We start from the raw sequence: 15,474 nt of genomic DNA on the forward strand, positions 1-15,474 counted from the left end.
ATCGACCTCGGGACCGGAACCGTACGTGACGCGGCAACTGCGCTCGGGATGCGAAGCCGCCGGGGCCGTCGCATCCTGGAGGCATGAAGCGTGCCCCCGTCATCGTGCATCCGCCGTCCACCGGCGGCCGCCGCGTCACGCTCCACGGACACGATCTGGGCCGGGCACTGCGCCCCGGCGACGTGGCCGCGATCCTTCGCCGGGCCGGATTCTCCACCGCACGCTTCGTCTGGGAGGACACCGGCGTCATCGAGTGGCGCGACGGCGGGCCGGACACCTGGCAGATGCCGTAGCGGGCACCCAGCGGGCGGGTGCCACAACAACGGGATCCCCTTCCGTCCCCCGGGCCGAGCACGGGAAAAGCGCGGCGCCCCGGACGTCCACGTCAGGACATCCGGGGCGCCGTGTGCGTGCGCCGGCCGCCGGCTCAGTCGCGCGTGGTCGCGGCGACCGGGGCCTGGGCCTCGACCGCCGCCGCCTCGCGCGCCGCGGCCGCCTTCTTCGCCCGGTGCTTCATCAGCAGGAACGACCCGATGCCGAACAGCACCGCGGCGACCAGGCCCCACACCGAGAAGCGCTTGAGCCAGGGCTCGGCGACGATGCCGACGGTGTAGATCAACGCGGTCGTACCGCCGGCCCAGATGATGCCGCCGAGGATGTTGGCGATCAGGAACTTCCAGTACGGCATCTTCAGCACGCCCGCGAGCGGACCGGCGAAGATCCGCAGCAGCGCGATGAAGCGGCCGAAGAACACGGCCCACATGCCCCACTTCTCGAACTTCGCCTCCGCCATGGCGACATGGTCCGGACCGAAGTGCTTGGGGAACTTCCGGCCGGCCCAGGCCAGCAACGGCTTGCCGCCCTTGCGACCGATCATGTAGCCGATGGAGTCACCGATGATCGCGCCGGCGGAGGCACAGGCACCCAGCACATAGGGGTTGATGTGGTCCTGGGTCGCGGCCAGGATCGACGCGCTGACGAGGACGATCTCACCGGGCAGCGGAATGCCCAGGCTCTCCAGCCCGATGACCAACCCCACAAGGAGGTAGACGCTCACGGCGGGTACCGTCGCCAGCCACTCCTGGATGTGCAAGGCCGCTTCCTCCGCTGATGTAGGGCCCCATGGGCCGTTGCCCGGTGCCGCGGCACCGGTCGGTCGTTTCCCTGGCGCGCCGCATCGGCGCGCCGGGGAAGCGTACTCGACCGGATCGTCCCGATCATGAATCCCCGAACGAGGATCACGAATCCCCGAACGAGCGGTGGCTTTCGCGACGACACCTATGGAGACGCCTCAACACCGGTCAAAGTTCCGCTCCGACCCGAAACGGCCGAGGCGGAGGGCCTCAGCGGGGTGGCCCCATCCGCTCACCCACGGTCACCGTCGGGCCGCAGCCTCGCTCAGCAGCCTCACTGATTGGGGCGGAGCGTCCACACGATCGTCATCTCGCCGGTGATCGCGCCGTCCTTGTCGCGGGTGATCTCGACCTTCACCGGGAACTCCGGGCGCCCCCCGGCGTCCAGCTCGGCGATCACCTCGGATATCGGGCGGCCCAGCTCGGCGGTGGCGGTGACCGCCCCCATGGCGAGCTTCTTGTAGCCGATCTCGGCACCCACGGCCAACGGCACGGCGCGGCCGAGCTGATCGCCGAAGGCCGTCATCACGATCGCGCCACTGGCGGACTCGGCCAGCGTGAACATCGCGCCGGGGATGTGTCCTTAACCACACGAGGGACGCGGGCGCCGGACGTGACTCAACGTGGAGCACACGTGTCCTGGCGTCGTAGTACAGCTCCAGTCCCAGCTCCCGATACAGCTCCTCTTTCCGAGAAGGATCAGCGCGGCAGAGTCGGCCCTTGATGTCGCCGAGATCGGCTACGATCCGGCGGAGTTCCTCAACCGTCAGACGCTCTGCTGTCGGGTCAAGCCGTCGCGCCAACCGCTGGTCCGCCAGGCGCTTGTCTCGTTGTGCTTCGGCGATCCATTCGGCGACGACCGTTGGGTCCGCCCCGGCATCGAGCGCAGCCCGGTACTGGGCGAGTTTCTGCTCGATGACATGGATCGTGCGCCTAGCCTCGTCGGCGACTACCGAATCTTCGGCCAATGTCCGCTGTGCCCGCACCATCTCGCCGAGAGTCTCGCTGAGCCGGGGCTCCTCGAAAGCTGTCGAAATCCAGGTATCGAGCGGCGGTACGATCAGTTCTTCCCTCAAGTGGATCGACAGAGGGTGATCCACCCCAGTGGCTTTGGCGTACTCTCCTGGATAGACGCAACGGTAGTACAGCCGACCATGACTGGCAGCTCCCAGCATTTTGCGCTTACAGATCCTGCAGCGCAACATTCCACGTAGGACATAAGGGCGAGAGCTCGCACGTGGGCTTCGTTCGGCAACGGCACCGTCTCGACGGTTTACCATTCTTTGTTGTACTTCCTCAAAGATCCCTTTCGGCACCAGAGGCTCATGCATCCGCTCCATCGAGTAAATCCACTTGTCGGGCGCATTAGCGATGAGTTTGTTTCGATGCCCCAGAGTGACATCCTCGACGTCGATCAGAACTTCGTCTTTCCGATGACGGTTCCAGACCTGATGTCCCGTGTATCGAGGGTTCACCAAGATTTTCTTCACCGTATTCTTCGACCACGCGGCCGAACTCCGGTGCCGATTACGGTCAACGTCGTATCGGGATGGGCATGGGATACCGTCGCGGATCAACGCCTCAGCGATGGCGTGCAACCCCTTGCCGGCGAGATACTCTCGATAGATCCTCTTGACCACCGGTGCTGTCGCAGTATCAGGCTCCAGTCGGCGGAGCCGCTTTCCGTCGGCAGCTCTCGCCGGATTCGGATGTGGACCTGCGTCTACCAGACGGTACCCGTAGGGGGGACGACCACCTAGGAACCGTCCTTCGGTGGCGGTCAGTGCCTCCATCGTCGCACGCACTCGGATTTTGATGCGATTACGCTCGGCTTTGGATGTGCCACCGTAGATGGACATCAGCAGGTCATGCGCGTCGGAACCAGGGTCGACCGCGCCGCCGACCTCGGGAACCCAGAGCGGCACCCCGTAATGCTGGAAGAGCGGGAAGATCAGGCTGAACTGATTCCCATAGAACATGCGCTGCGGTTCACCGATGACGACTGCATCAAAACCGCGGTGAGGATTCTTCAGCTCACTCAGCAACGCGGTGGCTCGCGGTCGGCGCTGCCACGGCAGGGCGCGAGTCTGACCGATGTCGAAATACTCGTCTGTGATCACCCCGTTCACCGATGAGATGAGGGCTTCGGCTCGGTGACGCTGCCAGGCGCGTGAGGCGTCAGGGTCTTGCAGGTCCTCTCTGGAAACGCGCCCAGCGAAGGCGAAATTAACCATGATGGCTCCAAAGTTGTCCGGCCATGCGATGGAATGACCGTGGGCGGGAACATCGGGTGTCCCTGTCGTAGCTGAATCTCATGCAGAGCGCCAGCAACGCCGGGAAGTGGCCTCTCATCTCCTTCCAAGCCAACCGGTCGACGCCTCTTGAGTAATCTGCTCACGCCGATATTCCTCAAGAATGATGCGCAGCAGAATGCCTGCAGCACAGGGGGTAATCGATGGCGGCTCCGCAGGAAGCAGCACTCGGATCACATTCGCTTTTGGTGCTTTCCGTTGTGGTCTTTTGCCAGAAACCACCCGCGGTGTCGCCGACGGCCGTGGACGTTCTGTCTCGGCGCCCAGGTGAGGGCCGTGGCTGCTTGTGCTGCCACGGCCCTCGGATGGCCGGCTCACCACCGCTGCCGAGAGGCAGCCAGCCGCGAGAGAGCCACGCTGCGGTGGCCCTCGCCGACGTCCACGAGGAGGGCCTCACCGACGAGTCCACAAGCCGCCAATGCGGCGGGATACGAGAGCCGATCGCGCACCGGTTCGGGCACGGCGTCGGGCTTGCTCATGTTCTCGTCCCGGTAACAGGGTTCGGGAGCCATGGGTGTCATCGAGCCTCCCTCCGGGCGCAGTAGCGGCCGTGAGTGTCTGGCTCCGGTCGGTGCCGGACCTTCCCTGTCGATGAGCTTCCGAGTTTGGTGAAGATGAGCACGTCCTCGTGTTGCACCACCGAGAGGGGGATGCCCTGGCGGCGGGCGTCGCGGACGTTCTTCATCTGGAAGAACGAGGGGCGGGTGACGAGGCGGCCGTCGCGGATGCCGGCGAGGAGGGCGACGCAGCGTTCGGCGGGGACGAGGCCGGCGGCTTTGCCAGCAGCCAGCACGGCGGAGGGCAGGTCGATGAGTTCGCCGCGTTCGCGCCAAGGGCGGGTGGTGACGACCGCCATGCCGCCGAGGCGGAGCATGGTGCGGCACTGGGCGAGGATCGTGGTGAAGGCTTCCAGGAGGTGTGCGGTGGAGACGTGGGCGAGGTTGGCGCGGTCGTGTCCGTAGCGGAAGTCCTTCTTGACGACACCGGGTTCGCCGGTCTCGCGGGAGGAGCGGACCTGACCATGGACGCTCGGTCCGTATGGGGGTGAGGTGACCACGAGGTCTACCTCGCCGCGCATGGCGGCGGGGGTGAGGTTGGTGAGGCGTCGGGCGTCGCCGCATCGGACGATGCCGGTGCCCGTGCCGCTTTCTTGTGCGGCGGTGCGGGCGTTGAGGGAGGCGAGGGTTGCCCACTGCGGTTCGTATTCGACGCCGAGGGCGTTGCGGCCGAGGTGGAGGGCTTCAACGAGGGTGGTGCCAATGCCGCACATCGGGTCCAGGACCAGATCACCGGGGCGGGTGTACGTGCGGATGGCGTGCGTAGCGATGCCGGGGTGCATCTTGGCCGGGTGCGCCGCCGAGCCGGCAACGTAGCGGCCTTTGCGCTGGGCGGGGGCGGAGGTAGGGGCGGTGTTCCACACCGAGGAAGAGCGCGTCATGAGAGATCTCCTTGGCTCAGGCGTGGATGGCGGCCAGGGCGATCAGGTCGCTGTGGGCCACCCCGGGGCTGGCATCGGTGGGTGGGGTGGGGATGAGGCGGTCGTCGGCGGGGTGGGCATGCGCGACGATGACGTGCTGGAGGTACCGGAAGCCGGCGGTGCGGGCGCAGGCGATGAGGGAGCCGAGCGGGTCGGTGAGAATGCCCTCGTCTCGGCGCTGACGAGTGGCCAGCAGGAGCAGGCCGTCGGCGGGCAGGAGGCGGTGGGCGCGGTGGAAGAACCCGGGCCAGCCGTCCTCCATCCCGCCAGGCATCTCCCTTACACCGCCGCATACCGGAACGTTGGTGGGGTCCGGGAGAACGTCGGGGTGGAGTTCGGCCAGCAGCAGCGACAGTCTGCTGGGGGCGCCGTCGGTGTAGGTGAGGACGGGGATACGGGCGTCCATACCCGACTCGGTGTCCCGTACGGAGATCTTCAGCAGGGGCGCGGGCCGTTGATCGGCCCGGGTGGTGAACACGGTCCGGACTCGCTCGATGGCCCAGTCGGGGAGGACGGTGCCGGGGGTGGGGGCGGCCTGTGGTTCGTCGGGGGCGGGGAGCCAGATGGTGGTCGGCAAGGGGCGGGGGGCGCGAGGCCGGGTGGTGTGCGGGGTGCGGGGCGAAGTGGTGCGCATCGGTGAGTGGCACCCGGGAAGTGGGATCGAATCCGTCTGGTGCTGACATGAAGTAAAGAGAAACGACCGGCCGGAATTGTCATCCACGGCAGGAACGTTCGATTCACTGCTGCGGCAGCAGGCTGCCCGTGCCGTCATGGACCCGACCCGTTCATCTGGTGGCATTTGCCCAGTTCAGATGCGCAACGAGCCAGTGCCGAGCCATCGGCGAGCCAGTGCCGAGCCACCCCTCCAGCCACCCGACAGCCGGGTTGGGACAGCACGAAAAATTTTCTTTGTTCGGTATCAAATGGCGCAACGGCAATTATCCCGCTTCCTCTTCAGGTGTAGCTGGCGTCCATGCGCCAGCCGCGTCGTCCGGGGCGTCTGAGTGCGGGAAGCGGATGGGGAAGGTGTGTCCCGATCGGCGCGTGGTATCCACCAGCTCGGGCTGACGAGTTGGTCGAAGGCTCCGTGCAGGCGCTCGGTGGTGGCCGCCCGCTGGAACGGCTCGGCCGCGTAGCCTCCGAGCCTGAGGGCTGAGGACTCGGTTGAGTGGTCGGGTCGTCCGGGTTGAGCCGGGTCTCGTGCCACAGGAACGCCCCAGCATTCCTCCGCCAGCGAACGCGGGGACGCTGCACGAAGACGGACGAAGCCGTCCATGAACTGAACTGCTGTCAGCACACCCCACGCAGCCGATTCCCGTCGTGCCCGCAGAGGACCACCCACGGAGTCTCCACGGGGACGTCGGCCGCGGCTGATGACGGCGATCCGCTGCCGTCAGCGCATCGGGCCAACGTGCCGTGGCGGGATTCCTGGCTTCCTCTCGGAGTGGCACCCTCAAGCGCCAGCTACGGCTCGTCCCTGGCCCGTTCAAGTATTCCGAGGCTGTGGCGCAGCGAGCCAGTGGTGAGCCAGTGCCGGGCCATAGCGCGGGGGGTGCAGGGGTTCGGCTGGTACGGCTTGGAAATTTCTTTTTGTTCGATTCCGGGTGGCGAAGGTGCAGGCGCGGTGCTGGTCATCGGGGCGGGCTAGCTGCGGGGTATCGCACAGCCCGGACCATTGGTCCGGGTGTCGCGCGGGGGTGGCGCGCGGGTGGTCCGTTGGCGGCACGGGGTGGTGACAGGGGTGGCGGCAGATGTTGTCCGCCACTCCCACCAGGAGCTCAGATGCACCACCTCTCCCGTCCCTCCCGTCGCCACTCCGCTTGCCCTCGTCCTGGCGGCCTTTCGCCGCTTCAGACGCTGGAGGGGTCCTTCCTTGCCCTCGCCACGGCGGCCGAGCCGCTGATGCTGCCCGCGCACCTGGTCTGCGAGGAGCCGGAGCAGTCCGTGCTGCCCGTCGACCAGGTCCGCACTCGCCTTGCCCACCCCGGTACGCCGAAGGTGCTGCATGAGCGGGCCTGGCGTGAAGTGGTCCGCCGCGCCCGACAGCTCGGTGCGCCGTGGGACACGGTGGCCCTGGGCATGACCGTGCCGGTGTTGCACCGGATGCTGGCCCGCCTGGGGCGCTGTGATCACCTGGAGCGTGCAGAGCTGGAGCAGGAGGCGCTCGCTGCGGTGACCACCGCCCTGTACGCCGTGGACGCCGATGGCTCTGGTGTGGGGTGGGCGTTGTTCGCTGCGGCCGACCGGGCGGTGCATCGCCTGGAGTACGCCGCACGCCGCCGCGCCCAGCGGGAAACCGGGCCGGAGGAGGCCAGCGCAAGCCGCCTTGGCCAAGGTGGTGACCCGGCCGCATCACCAGCCCTCGCGAGTGAAGCCGGAAGTGGTGAGGCGGAGGACGAGTACACGGTGCTTGCCCTCGCAGTCAGGGCCCGTGCGGTGACCATCGCCGAGGCGCAGCTGATCGCCCGTACGCGTCTGGAGGGTGAGCCGATGCAACGCCTCGCCGCTGAGCGAGAGGTGAGTTGCCGTCAGCTCTACCGTCACCGCGCCGCGGCCGAGCAGCATCTGGCCGCGTATCTGCGCCACCAGTCGCGCGAGCGGTGACTGTCGGCTGTTCGGAGACTTTTCCAGCGGCGGATGTCAATTTCGCTGCCCTGAGTCTCTTTTACAAGTGAGCGTCACCGTCGGATCCGCGCCATGGATGTGGCGGTGGCACTCAGCCAGGCACCGTCACGGTTGCTGACGGGGTCTGTTGCCGCCGGTGGGGTGAGCACGTCCGTCTCGTGCTGACACCCGAGCCCCGTTCCCGCCGCTCCTTGAAGGAGGACGGCCCCGGACAGCGGGATCTGTGCTCACCCCACCGCACAGCACCGTACACGGCGGTATGACCTGCGCCGCCGACCTGTCTCGCGCTTTTCCGTTTCCCCAGCTGCCGTTGGAGGCGTCCGTGATGTTCGCAACGATCCGCCGGCCGTGCCGACGCCTGCTGCGCCACGGGGGCCGCTGGGCGGCCCGGTTCGGCTTCACCACCGCAGTCGCGCTCGTCGTGCTGTTGGTGGATGGGTCGCAGGGGTGGGCGGTCGCGACCATCCCGACTGTGATCAACAATCTGCGGAACTGGATCACCGGCATCCTCGCCGGGCTCGCCACCCTGTTCCTCACCTTCGGCGGGCTGCGCTACCTGGCGGCAGGGGGTGATCCGGGCGAAGTCGAAGCCGCCAAGCGGGCCTTGAAGGCCGCCGCCATCGGCTACGCCCTGGCGGTCCTGGCCCCGGCCCTGGTGACCGTGCTGCAGGGCATCGTCGGTGCGGGCGGCGGAGGCGGGCAGTGACCCACCGCAGACGCTACCTCCCCTCGCTGCCCATGTTCTTCGGCCTCGTTCTCCTCGCCCTGGGCCCGTTGTCTGCTCAGCCGGCCTTCGCCCAAGCGGCGCCTGAAGCGATTGCCGTGCCTTGGGCGCCGGCAACTCCCGATCCACCCCAACCTGAACCTCAACCTGCACCCGGCCCCGCTGCCACTCCGCATCCCAAGCAGCCCTCATCGCCCCCGCCCGCTCCAAAACCAGGGCCGACTCCGGCCCCGGGGCGCCCGTCCTCGCAGCCTTCGCGGCCGCCGTCCCCTGGGCCGGCTCCGGGGCCTACGCCTCCGGCCTGTGAGGCCATGGGCAAGGAGTGCGTCAAGGACACCTCCTCCGGCTGGGACGCACTGACCGACATCCCCGGCCTGATCGTGAACGCGATCACCTCGTTCCTCGGCACGCTGATCGAGCAGGTCATGAAGCCGCTCCGCGAGTTCCTCGCCGACACCCTGCTGGCCACCCCCGACGTCACCCAGCACGCCGACATCAAACGGTTGTGGACCGCCATGCTGGGGATCACCGCCGGGATCTACGTACTGTTCGTGACCGCGGGCGGCATCACCGTCATGGGCTACGAGACCGTCCAGTCCCGCTATGCCCTCAAACAGATCCTGCCGCGGCTGCTGGTGGGGATGGTTGCGGCCACCACCTCGTTGACCGTGATGGGGAAGGCGATCGGCCTGGCCAACGCGCTCGCCCACGCGATCATGGCTACCGATCTGGCCGATGCTGGGCAGGGCATGGTCGAACGGGTCCTGCCGTTCGCGCTCTTCGGTGCGGCCGGGCTGAAGTTGTACCTGATCTTGCTGGCGATCGCGGTGGTCGCGCTGGTGCTGGCCGTGTCGATCGGTTTCATGGTGCGGGTCGCGGTGATGGCCCTGCTGGCCGTGGGCGCGCCGCTGGCCTTGGCGTGTCATGCGCATCCGGTGACCGATCCGGTGGCTCGGTTGTGGTGGCGGGCGTTGGCCGGCTGCTTGGTCATTCAGGTCGCGCAGTCGGTGACGTTCGTCCTTGCCCTCAAGCTGTTCTTCGCGCCCGGGGCGTCGACGTTGGGGATTCCGAAGTCCGATCAGTTGGGCACGTTGCTGGCCGGGCTGGGCTTGTTCTGGGTGCTGTTCAAGATTCCGGGCTGGACGCTGCAGGTCGTGCTGCGGGGGACGCCGGTTCACCAGCCGCATGCGCCGGCTGGGGTGCGGGTGCTCAAGCACCTGGCGATGTACCGGCTCATGGACCACTACCTCCCCGCCACGCGCCTGCTGCGACGTCGCCCCGGAGGCACAGGGGGCAGTGGGGGAACCGGGTTCCGGCCAGGGCGTGGCGGTCCGGGAGGCAGCGGTGGGCGCGGCGGTGGAGGAGGCAGTCGCCCCTCTCGTCCTGGCCCGGGACGTGGCGGAGGAGGCGTGCGGGGCCGCGGCCAGGCACCTCTAGCCCCAGGCCGCGCCGCTGTCAGATCGTCTACCGCGAGGTCCGGTGGGCCTGTTGACGGCCGGGCCGGGCCTGATGCCCCTGCGGCGGAGGGAGCCCGTCGGGCAGGCCCCACCGGGCGGATGGGCACCGCGCCCGCCGCCATCGGTTCCCTCAGCCCCATGACCAGGGTGCCAGCCGGTCAGGCGTCCCGGCGTCGCAGCCCAAGCACCACCACCATCGCCACCGCTCCCGGCTCAAGAGGCCCCCGCGCCCTGCCCCACGCCGTCCCGGTTCGTCGGCAACGCCAACTCACCTTTCCCATCCCTGCCGAACGCGTCCCGACACGGCCGTCCCGGCCCGCCCAGATGGGGCTGCCGAGCAGAGCCCAGCGCACTCCCACCTCTCCGCCGGCCTCCCGCCCCCGGCTCCCCACGCCGCCGACCATCAGCTCGGCTTTGCCGCCGCGGACCCGGCAGCTGGCTCTCCCCGTCCCCGCCGAACGCGTCCGCCTGCGCCCACCGCGCCCCATGCAACTACGCCTGCCCCTCGAACCACCTCGGAGGTAATCCCATGGCAGGACCCGACGACCCGACGGCTGCGCCGTATGCCACGCGGATCCCCGCTGACATCTCCCGCCCGGACCGGATCCTGGGCCCCTTCACCGCCCGACAGTCCGCGATCCTCACCGTCACGGCGGTGGTGTTGTACGGCGGCTGGTGGGCCACCCGCCCTCTCATCACCCCACTTGCCTACGCGGCTCTGGTGATTCCGATCGCCGGGGCGGCGGCCACTCTCGCCCTCGGCCGACGGGAGGGCATCGGCCTCGACCGCTTCCTCGTCGCTGCCGCCCAGCACGCCCGTACGCCCAAACGCCGTGTGCACGCTCCGGAAGGCGTTCCACCACTCCCAGGCGTCGTTCCCAGCCGCTGGCTGCAGAGCGCGGGACCGCCTCCCACCGCGATGCGCATGCCCTGCGACGGTGTCACCACAGGTGGAGTGCTCGATTTGGGAGACGAAGGCAAGGCAGCCGTCGCGGAGTGCTCAACGGTCAACTTCGAGTTGCGTTCGGCATCCGAGCAGCAGGGTCTGAGCGCGGCGTTCGCCCGGTGGCTCAACTCTCTGACCGGCCCGACGCAACTGCTGGTGCGCTGCCACCAGTTTGACCTCTCCCCAGCCATCGAGCGCCTGCAGCATCATGCCGCCGCGCTGCCGCACCCGGCGCTGGAACGAGCCGCCCGCGACCACGCCGACTTCCTCGCCGACCTCTCATTGAACCGAGACCTCCTGGGCCGGCAGATCCTGCTCGTCGCCCGCGAAGACCCTGCGGCGCACGAGGTGCGGCGCAGCGGAGGTGAGGGGCGGGCTCGGCAGCGCCTGGAGGAGGCCGCCCGCGCCCTCGCGCCAGCGGAGATCACTGTCACGCCCCTGGACAGCCGGCGGACCACCGACCTGGTGAGCGCGGCCTGCAACCCCGACACCCCCGCACCACCCGATGGCCGACCGGAAGGTGACCTGTGATGCCACGACTTCTCCCGAGCCGACGTCGTCCCCACGCTTCAGCCCCGGTGACTGACGTCGGGTCGCTGCTGGACGTGGCCGGCCCCGAGTCCCTTGAGGTCCACGCCCGAGCCCTCGCCATCGGTGCCCACCTGGCTACCACGCTGGTCGTCACCGGCTACCCGGCCGAGGTCACCCCCGGCTGGCTCGCCCCGCTTCTGAACTTCCCCGGCCACCTCGACATCGCCCTACACATCGAGCCCGTCCCCAACCCGGTGGCCGCAGCCGGACTGAAGAAGCAGCGCGCCCGCCTCGAATCCGGCCGCCGCACCGGCTTCTCCAAGGGACACCTGGACGACCCCGAGGTCGAGGCTGCAGCCGCGGACGCCGCGGAGCTGGCCTACCGCATCGCCCGCGGCGAAGGGAAACTCTTCCACCTCGCCCTCTACCTCACCGTCCACGCCCCGGATGAAGAAACCCTCGCCGATCAGGCCGCCGCTGTTCGAGCCATCGCCGAGTCCCTGCTGATGACGGTGGCGCCGACCACCTACCGGGCGCTGCCCGGCTGGCTGGCCACCCTCCCGCTCGGCCTCGACACCCTCAAGATCCGCCGGACGTTCGACACCGCCGCCCTGGCCGCGTGCTTCCCCCTCACCAGCCCCGACCTCCCTCTCCCCACCAGCGCGGAGGGCGGAGAGTCAGGGGTGTTGTACGGCCTGAACGTGGTCTCCGGCGCGCCGGTGCTGTGGGACCGCTTCGCGCAGGAGAACTTCAACTCCATCACTCTGGCCCGCTCCGGCGCCGGCAAGTCCTATCTGACCAAACTGGAGTTGCTGCGGCTGCTGTTCACCGGCGTCACCGCGTCGGTGATTGACCCGGAGGACGAGTACGTCCGCCTCGCCGAAACCGTCGGCGGACGCGTGGTCGCCCTCGGCGCCGACGGCGTACGTCTCAACCCCTTCGACCTCCCACCATCCACACCCGATGGCGAAGATGTCCTGACGCGGCGGGTGCTGTTCCTGCATACCTTCCTCGCCGCCCTGCTGAGCACCGACCTGTCCGCTGCCGAGAAGGCGGTGCTGGACAAGGCAATCCTTGCCGCATATACGAGCACCGGGATCACCGCGGACCCGCGCACCTGGCAGCGCACCCCGCCCACGCTCGCCGACCTGGCAACCACCCTGGCCGAGGTCGACACCGACACCGCAACCGCTCTCGCTGACCGGCTGACCCCGTACACCACCGGCTCGCACGCCCAGCTGTTCAACGGCCCCAGCACCGTCTCCACTACCGGGCACCTCATCGTCTTCGCCCTGCGCCGACTCCCGGACGAGGTCAAGACCCCGGCGATGCTGCTGGCCTTGGACGCCATCTGGCGGCAGGTCACCTCCCGCCCGGGCGCCGGCCGCCACCTGGTCGTGGTGGACGAGGCATGGCTGCTCATGCGCGACGAGGCCGGCGCCCGCTTCCTGTTCCGCATGGCCAAGGCCGCCCGCAAGTACTGGACGGGCCTGGCGGTGGTCACCCAGGATGCCGACGACGTCCTCGCCTCCCCGCTGGGCCGCGCCATCGTCTCCAACGCCGCCACCCAGACCCTGCTCCGCCAAGCCCCACAAGCCATCGAGGTGATCAGCGAGAACTTCCATCTCTGCCACGGCGAGCGGGAGTTCCTCCTCTCAGCCGGCCGTGGCGAAGCCCTGCTCCTGACCGGCGACCGGCGCCACAAGGTTGCCCTGATCAGCGTCGCGGCTCCCGGCGAACACGAGGTGATCACCACTGACCCTGGCGATCTCGCCGCCCAGAACCACGATGACGCTCCCCAGGCCAATGGCTGCTTCAACGATGAGACGCTTGGCAGCGAGGGCGGGGAGTGGGCCCCGTGACGACATTTACATTGACGCCCCTGAACCAGCCGGGCGGACCGCTGGTGGACTTCCTCACCGATCCCAGCGGCTTCTGGTCATGCACAAGCCGCGAATTCATCGCCTGGCTCGGGACGCAGACGCCGCTCCTTGCCCCCTGCGCCGCGGTCGCCGTGGCCGGCGGCTACGTACTGCGCCACCGCCTGCATCGGTGGCGTCAGTGCCGCCTGACCGAGGGCGCTCGCTGCGTGGACATCCTCGCGCCGCCCCACGTCGCCCCCAAGGGCGGCGAAGTCCTGTGGGCCCAGCTGTCGGGCCTCCTTCGCCCGTGGTGGCGTCGCATCACCACCGGGCAGCCCCACCTGGCCTTCGAATACACCTGGTCCCACACCGGACTGCGCATCCGCCTATGGGTCCCCGGCACCATTCCACTGGGCCTCGTCCGCCGTGCAGTCGAGGCCGCTTGGCCGGGCGCCCACACCCGCGTCACCGAACCCACCCCCCTCCTCCCGCCAGGTCACCCCCTCACTGCCGGCCGCCTGCGATCGGCCCGCCCCGACGTCCTGCCGCTACGCACTGACCACCCCACCGACCCCCTCCGCCCACTGCTACAAGCCGCCACCGGGATGACCGAAGGAGAGACTGCCTGCGTACAGGTCCTGGCCCGGCCAGCCACCGGCAGCGCACTGCGCCGCGCCCGCCGCCAGGCCCGACGCCTCAAGGCCGGCCATACCCCAGCCCGCTTGCCCGCCCTCGCGGCGCTCCTTCTCCACCGCCCCCAGCCCTCTGCCACCGGCAAGCAGGACCCGGAACACGGCTTGGTCGTGCGTCAGTCGGCGGCGAAACTCTCCGGCCCCCAGTGGCAATGCGCCCTTACCTACGCCGCCACCTGCGCCGTCAAGCAGGATCGGGCCGGTGATGTGGCGCGGGGGCGGGCTCATGCACTGGCGTCCGCCTTCGGTCTGTTCGCCGACCGCAACTACCTCACCCGCACCCGCCTCCGGCACCCCGAATCTCACCTCGCCGCCCGGCAGTTCCCCTCTTCCCGCTCCGCACTGCTGTCGGTGCCGGAACTGGCCGCCCTCGCCCACCTCCCCTCCGATGCCGACGCCCCCGGCCTGCAACGGGCCGGCGCCCGCTCCGTCCTCCCACCACCGCAAATCCCCGAACCCGCACCCGGCAAGGGGGTCAAGCCGCTGGGCCGCTCGGACACCGGCGCCCGCCGAAGCGTAGGTCTCGCCGTCGCCGACGCCCGCCACCACCTCCACGTCATGGGCGCAACAGGCTCCGGCAAATCCACCCTCATCGCCAACCTCGTCCTCGACGACGTACACCATCACCGCGGAGTCATCGTCATCGACCCCAAAGGCGACCTGGTCACCGACCTATTGGACCGCCTGCCCGACACCTGCGCCGACCGCCTGGTCCTCATCGACCCCGACGCCCCCCACAGACCGCCGTGCCTGAACGTCCTGGACGGCACCGACATCGACGTCGTCGTCGACAACATCACCGGCATCTTCCGCCGGATCTTCACCGCCTTCTGGGGACCGCGCACCGACGACCTCATGCGCGCCGCCTGCCTGACCCTCCTCAAACACCGCAACCACACAGGCCAACTGGTCACCCTCGCCGACATCCCCCGCCTCCTGGGCGAATCCGCCTACCGCCTGCGCATCATCCCCACCCTCAAAGACCCGGTCCTACGGGGTTTCTGGGCCTGGTACGAGTCGATGTCCGAACCCTCCCGCGCCGCCGTCGTCGGCCCCGTGATGAACAAGCTGCGCGCCTTCCTGCTGCGCGACTTCGCCCGCCGCGCGATTGCCGCCGGCCCCTCCACCTTCGACCTCACCGAGGTTCTCAACGGCGGCATCCTGCTGGCCCGCCTCCCCAAAGGCGCCCTCGGTGAGGAGACCGTCCGCCTGCTCGGCTCCTTCATCGTCGCCGGCGCCTGGCAAGCCGCCGCAGCCCGCGCCCGTATGCCCGAGCACCAGCGGATCGACGCCACCTTGAACGTCGATGAAGCACACAACTTCCTCACCCTCCCGTATCCACTGGAGGACATGCTCGCCGAGGCCCGCGGCTACCGCCTGTCCATGCTCCTGGCCCACCAGCACCTCGCCCAACTCCCACGTGACCTGCGTGAAGGCATCTCCGCCAACGCCCGCAACAAAGTCTTCTTCAACGCCTCCCCCGAAGACGCAAACGCCCTGGAACGCCACACCCTCCCCGCGCTGGCCGCCCACGACCTCGCCCACCTCGGCCCCTACCAAGCCGCCGCCCACCTCCTCACCATTGGCGCGGAATCGGCCGCCTTCACCCTCACCACCCGCCCCCTACCGCCCCCGGTCCCCGGCCGAGCCGCAGACCTCCGCGCAGCCGCCGACGGCCGCAACGGACCCCGTCCCGCCACCCGCCCCTGACCAAA

General features: G+C 69.0%; 12 protein-coding genes and 2 pseudogenes. 8 read left to right on the forward strand and 6 right to left on the reverse strand.

Annotation, left to right across the window (positions count from 1 at the left end):
- Positions 1 to 83: 83 nt before the first annotated feature.
- A complete protein-coding gene (locus JNO44_RS37685) occupies positions 84 to 293 on the forward strand; it encodes a hypothetical protein (protein ID WP_039630152.1) in 210 nt (69 codons plus the stop codon).
- Between the two features lie 134 nt (positions 294 to 427).
- On the opposite strand, the gene JNO44_RS37690 is transcribed toward JNO44_RS37685, so the two are convergent.
- Together JNO44_RS37690 and JNO44_RS44125 are read right to left on the reverse strand one after the other, a co-directional pair.
- On the reverse strand, positions 428 to 1,093 hold the full coding sequence (locus JNO44_RS37690; protein WP_039630154.1) for a DedA family protein: 666 nt from the start codon (positions 1,091 to 1,093) through the stop codon (positions 428 to 430).
- Positions 1,094 to 1,407: 314 nt separating this feature from the next.
- A pseudogene (locus JNO44_RS44125) lies at positions 1,408 to 1,704 on the reverse strand (DUF4442 domain-containing protein); the annotation flags it as partial.
- A 52-nt stretch (positions 1,705 to 1,756) separates the two neighbouring features.
- Between JNO44_RS44125 and JNO44_RS44130 the strand changes: the two are divergent.
- Positions 1,757 to 2,347: a hypothetical protein gene (locus JNO44_RS44130; RefSeq protein WP_240167840.1), complete on the forward strand. Its 591-nt coding sequence runs from the start codon at positions 1,757 to 1,759 to the stop codon at positions 2,345 to 2,347.
- A gap of 72 nt (positions 2,348 to 2,419) precedes the next feature.
- On the opposite strand, the pseudogene JNO44_RS45370 reads toward JNO44_RS44130, so the two are convergent.
- The 4 genes and pseudogenes from JNO44_RS45370 to JNO44_RS37710 form a co-directional block, all read right to left on the reverse strand.
- Positions 2,420 to 3,367: pseudogene (locus tag JNO44_RS45370) on the reverse strand (recombinase family protein); the annotation flags it as partial.
- 392 nt (positions 3,368 to 3,759) lie between these two features.
- Entirely contained in the window at positions 3,760 to 3,966 is a 207-nt protein-coding gene (locus JNO44_RS37700) for a hypothetical protein (RefSeq protein WP_205368504.1), read from the reverse strand.
- Positions 3,963 to 4,883, reverse strand: coding sequence for a TRM11 family SAM-dependent methyltransferase (locus JNO44_RS37705; protein WP_240167842.1), 921 nt, complete (start codon positions 4,881 to 4,883; stop codon positions 3,963 to 3,965). The genes JNO44_RS37700 and JNO44_RS37705 overlap by 4 nt, the downstream gene beginning before the upstream one ends.
- A gap of 16 nt (positions 4,884 to 4,899) precedes the next feature.
- Entirely contained in the window at positions 4,900 to 5,556 is a 657-nt protein-coding gene (locus JNO44_RS37710; protein WP_205368505.1) for a hypothetical protein, read from the reverse strand.
- 1,148 nt (positions 5,557 to 6,704) lie between these two features.
- Between JNO44_RS37710 and JNO44_RS37715 the strand changes: the two genes are divergently transcribed.
- The 6 genes from JNO44_RS37715 (at position 6,705) to JNO44_RS37740 (ending at position 15,469) form a co-directional block, all read left to right on the forward strand.
- Positions 6,705 to 7,526 (forward strand): hypothetical protein, encoded by an 822-nt coding sequence (locus JNO44_RS37715; protein ID WP_205368506.1) that lies wholly within the window; start codon positions 6,705 to 6,707, stop codon positions 7,524 to 7,526.
- 346 nt (positions 7,527 to 7,872) lie between these two features.
- Complete coding sequence (locus JNO44_RS37720) at positions 7,873 to 8,253, forward strand: pilin (RefSeq protein ID WP_205371230.1); 381 nt, start codon at positions 7,873 to 7,875, stop codon at positions 8,251 to 8,253.
- Between the two features lie 329 nt (positions 8,254 to 8,582).
- Positions 8,583 to 10,253: a TrbL/VirB6 family protein gene (locus JNO44_RS37725; RefSeq protein WP_205368507.1), complete on the forward strand. Its 1,671-nt coding sequence runs from the start codon at positions 8,583 to 8,585 to the stop codon at positions 10,251 to 10,253.
- Between the two features lie 4 nt (positions 10,254 to 10,257).
- The gene (locus JNO44_RS37730; protein WP_205368508.1) at positions 10,258 to 11,205 is read left to right on the forward strand and encodes a PrgI family protein; all 948 of its coding nucleotides are present in this window, start codon (positions 10,258 to 10,260) and stop codon (positions 11,203 to 11,205) included.
- The gene (locus tag JNO44_RS37735; protein ID WP_240167843.1) at positions 11,205 to 13,067 is read left to right on the forward strand and encodes a VirB4 family type IV secretion system protein; all 1,863 of its coding nucleotides are present in this window, start codon (positions 11,205 to 11,207) and stop codon (positions 13,065 to 13,067) included. The genes JNO44_RS37730 and JNO44_RS37735 overlap by 1 nt, the downstream gene beginning before the upstream one ends.
- A complete protein-coding gene (locus JNO44_RS37740; RefSeq protein WP_420882718.1) occupies positions 13,055 to 15,469 on the forward strand; it encodes a type IV secretory system conjugative DNA transfer family protein in 2,415 nt (804 codons plus the stop codon). The genes JNO44_RS37735 and JNO44_RS37740 overlap by 13 nt, the downstream gene beginning before the upstream one ends.
- The last annotated feature ends 5 nt before the right edge of the window (positions 15,470 to 15,474 follow it).

Origin of the sequence: Streptomyces noursei (assembly GCF_016917755.1) — a bacterium.
Classification (GTDB): Bacteria; Actinomycetota; Actinomycetes; order Streptomycetales; family Streptomycetaceae; genus Streptomyces; species Streptomyces yunnanensis.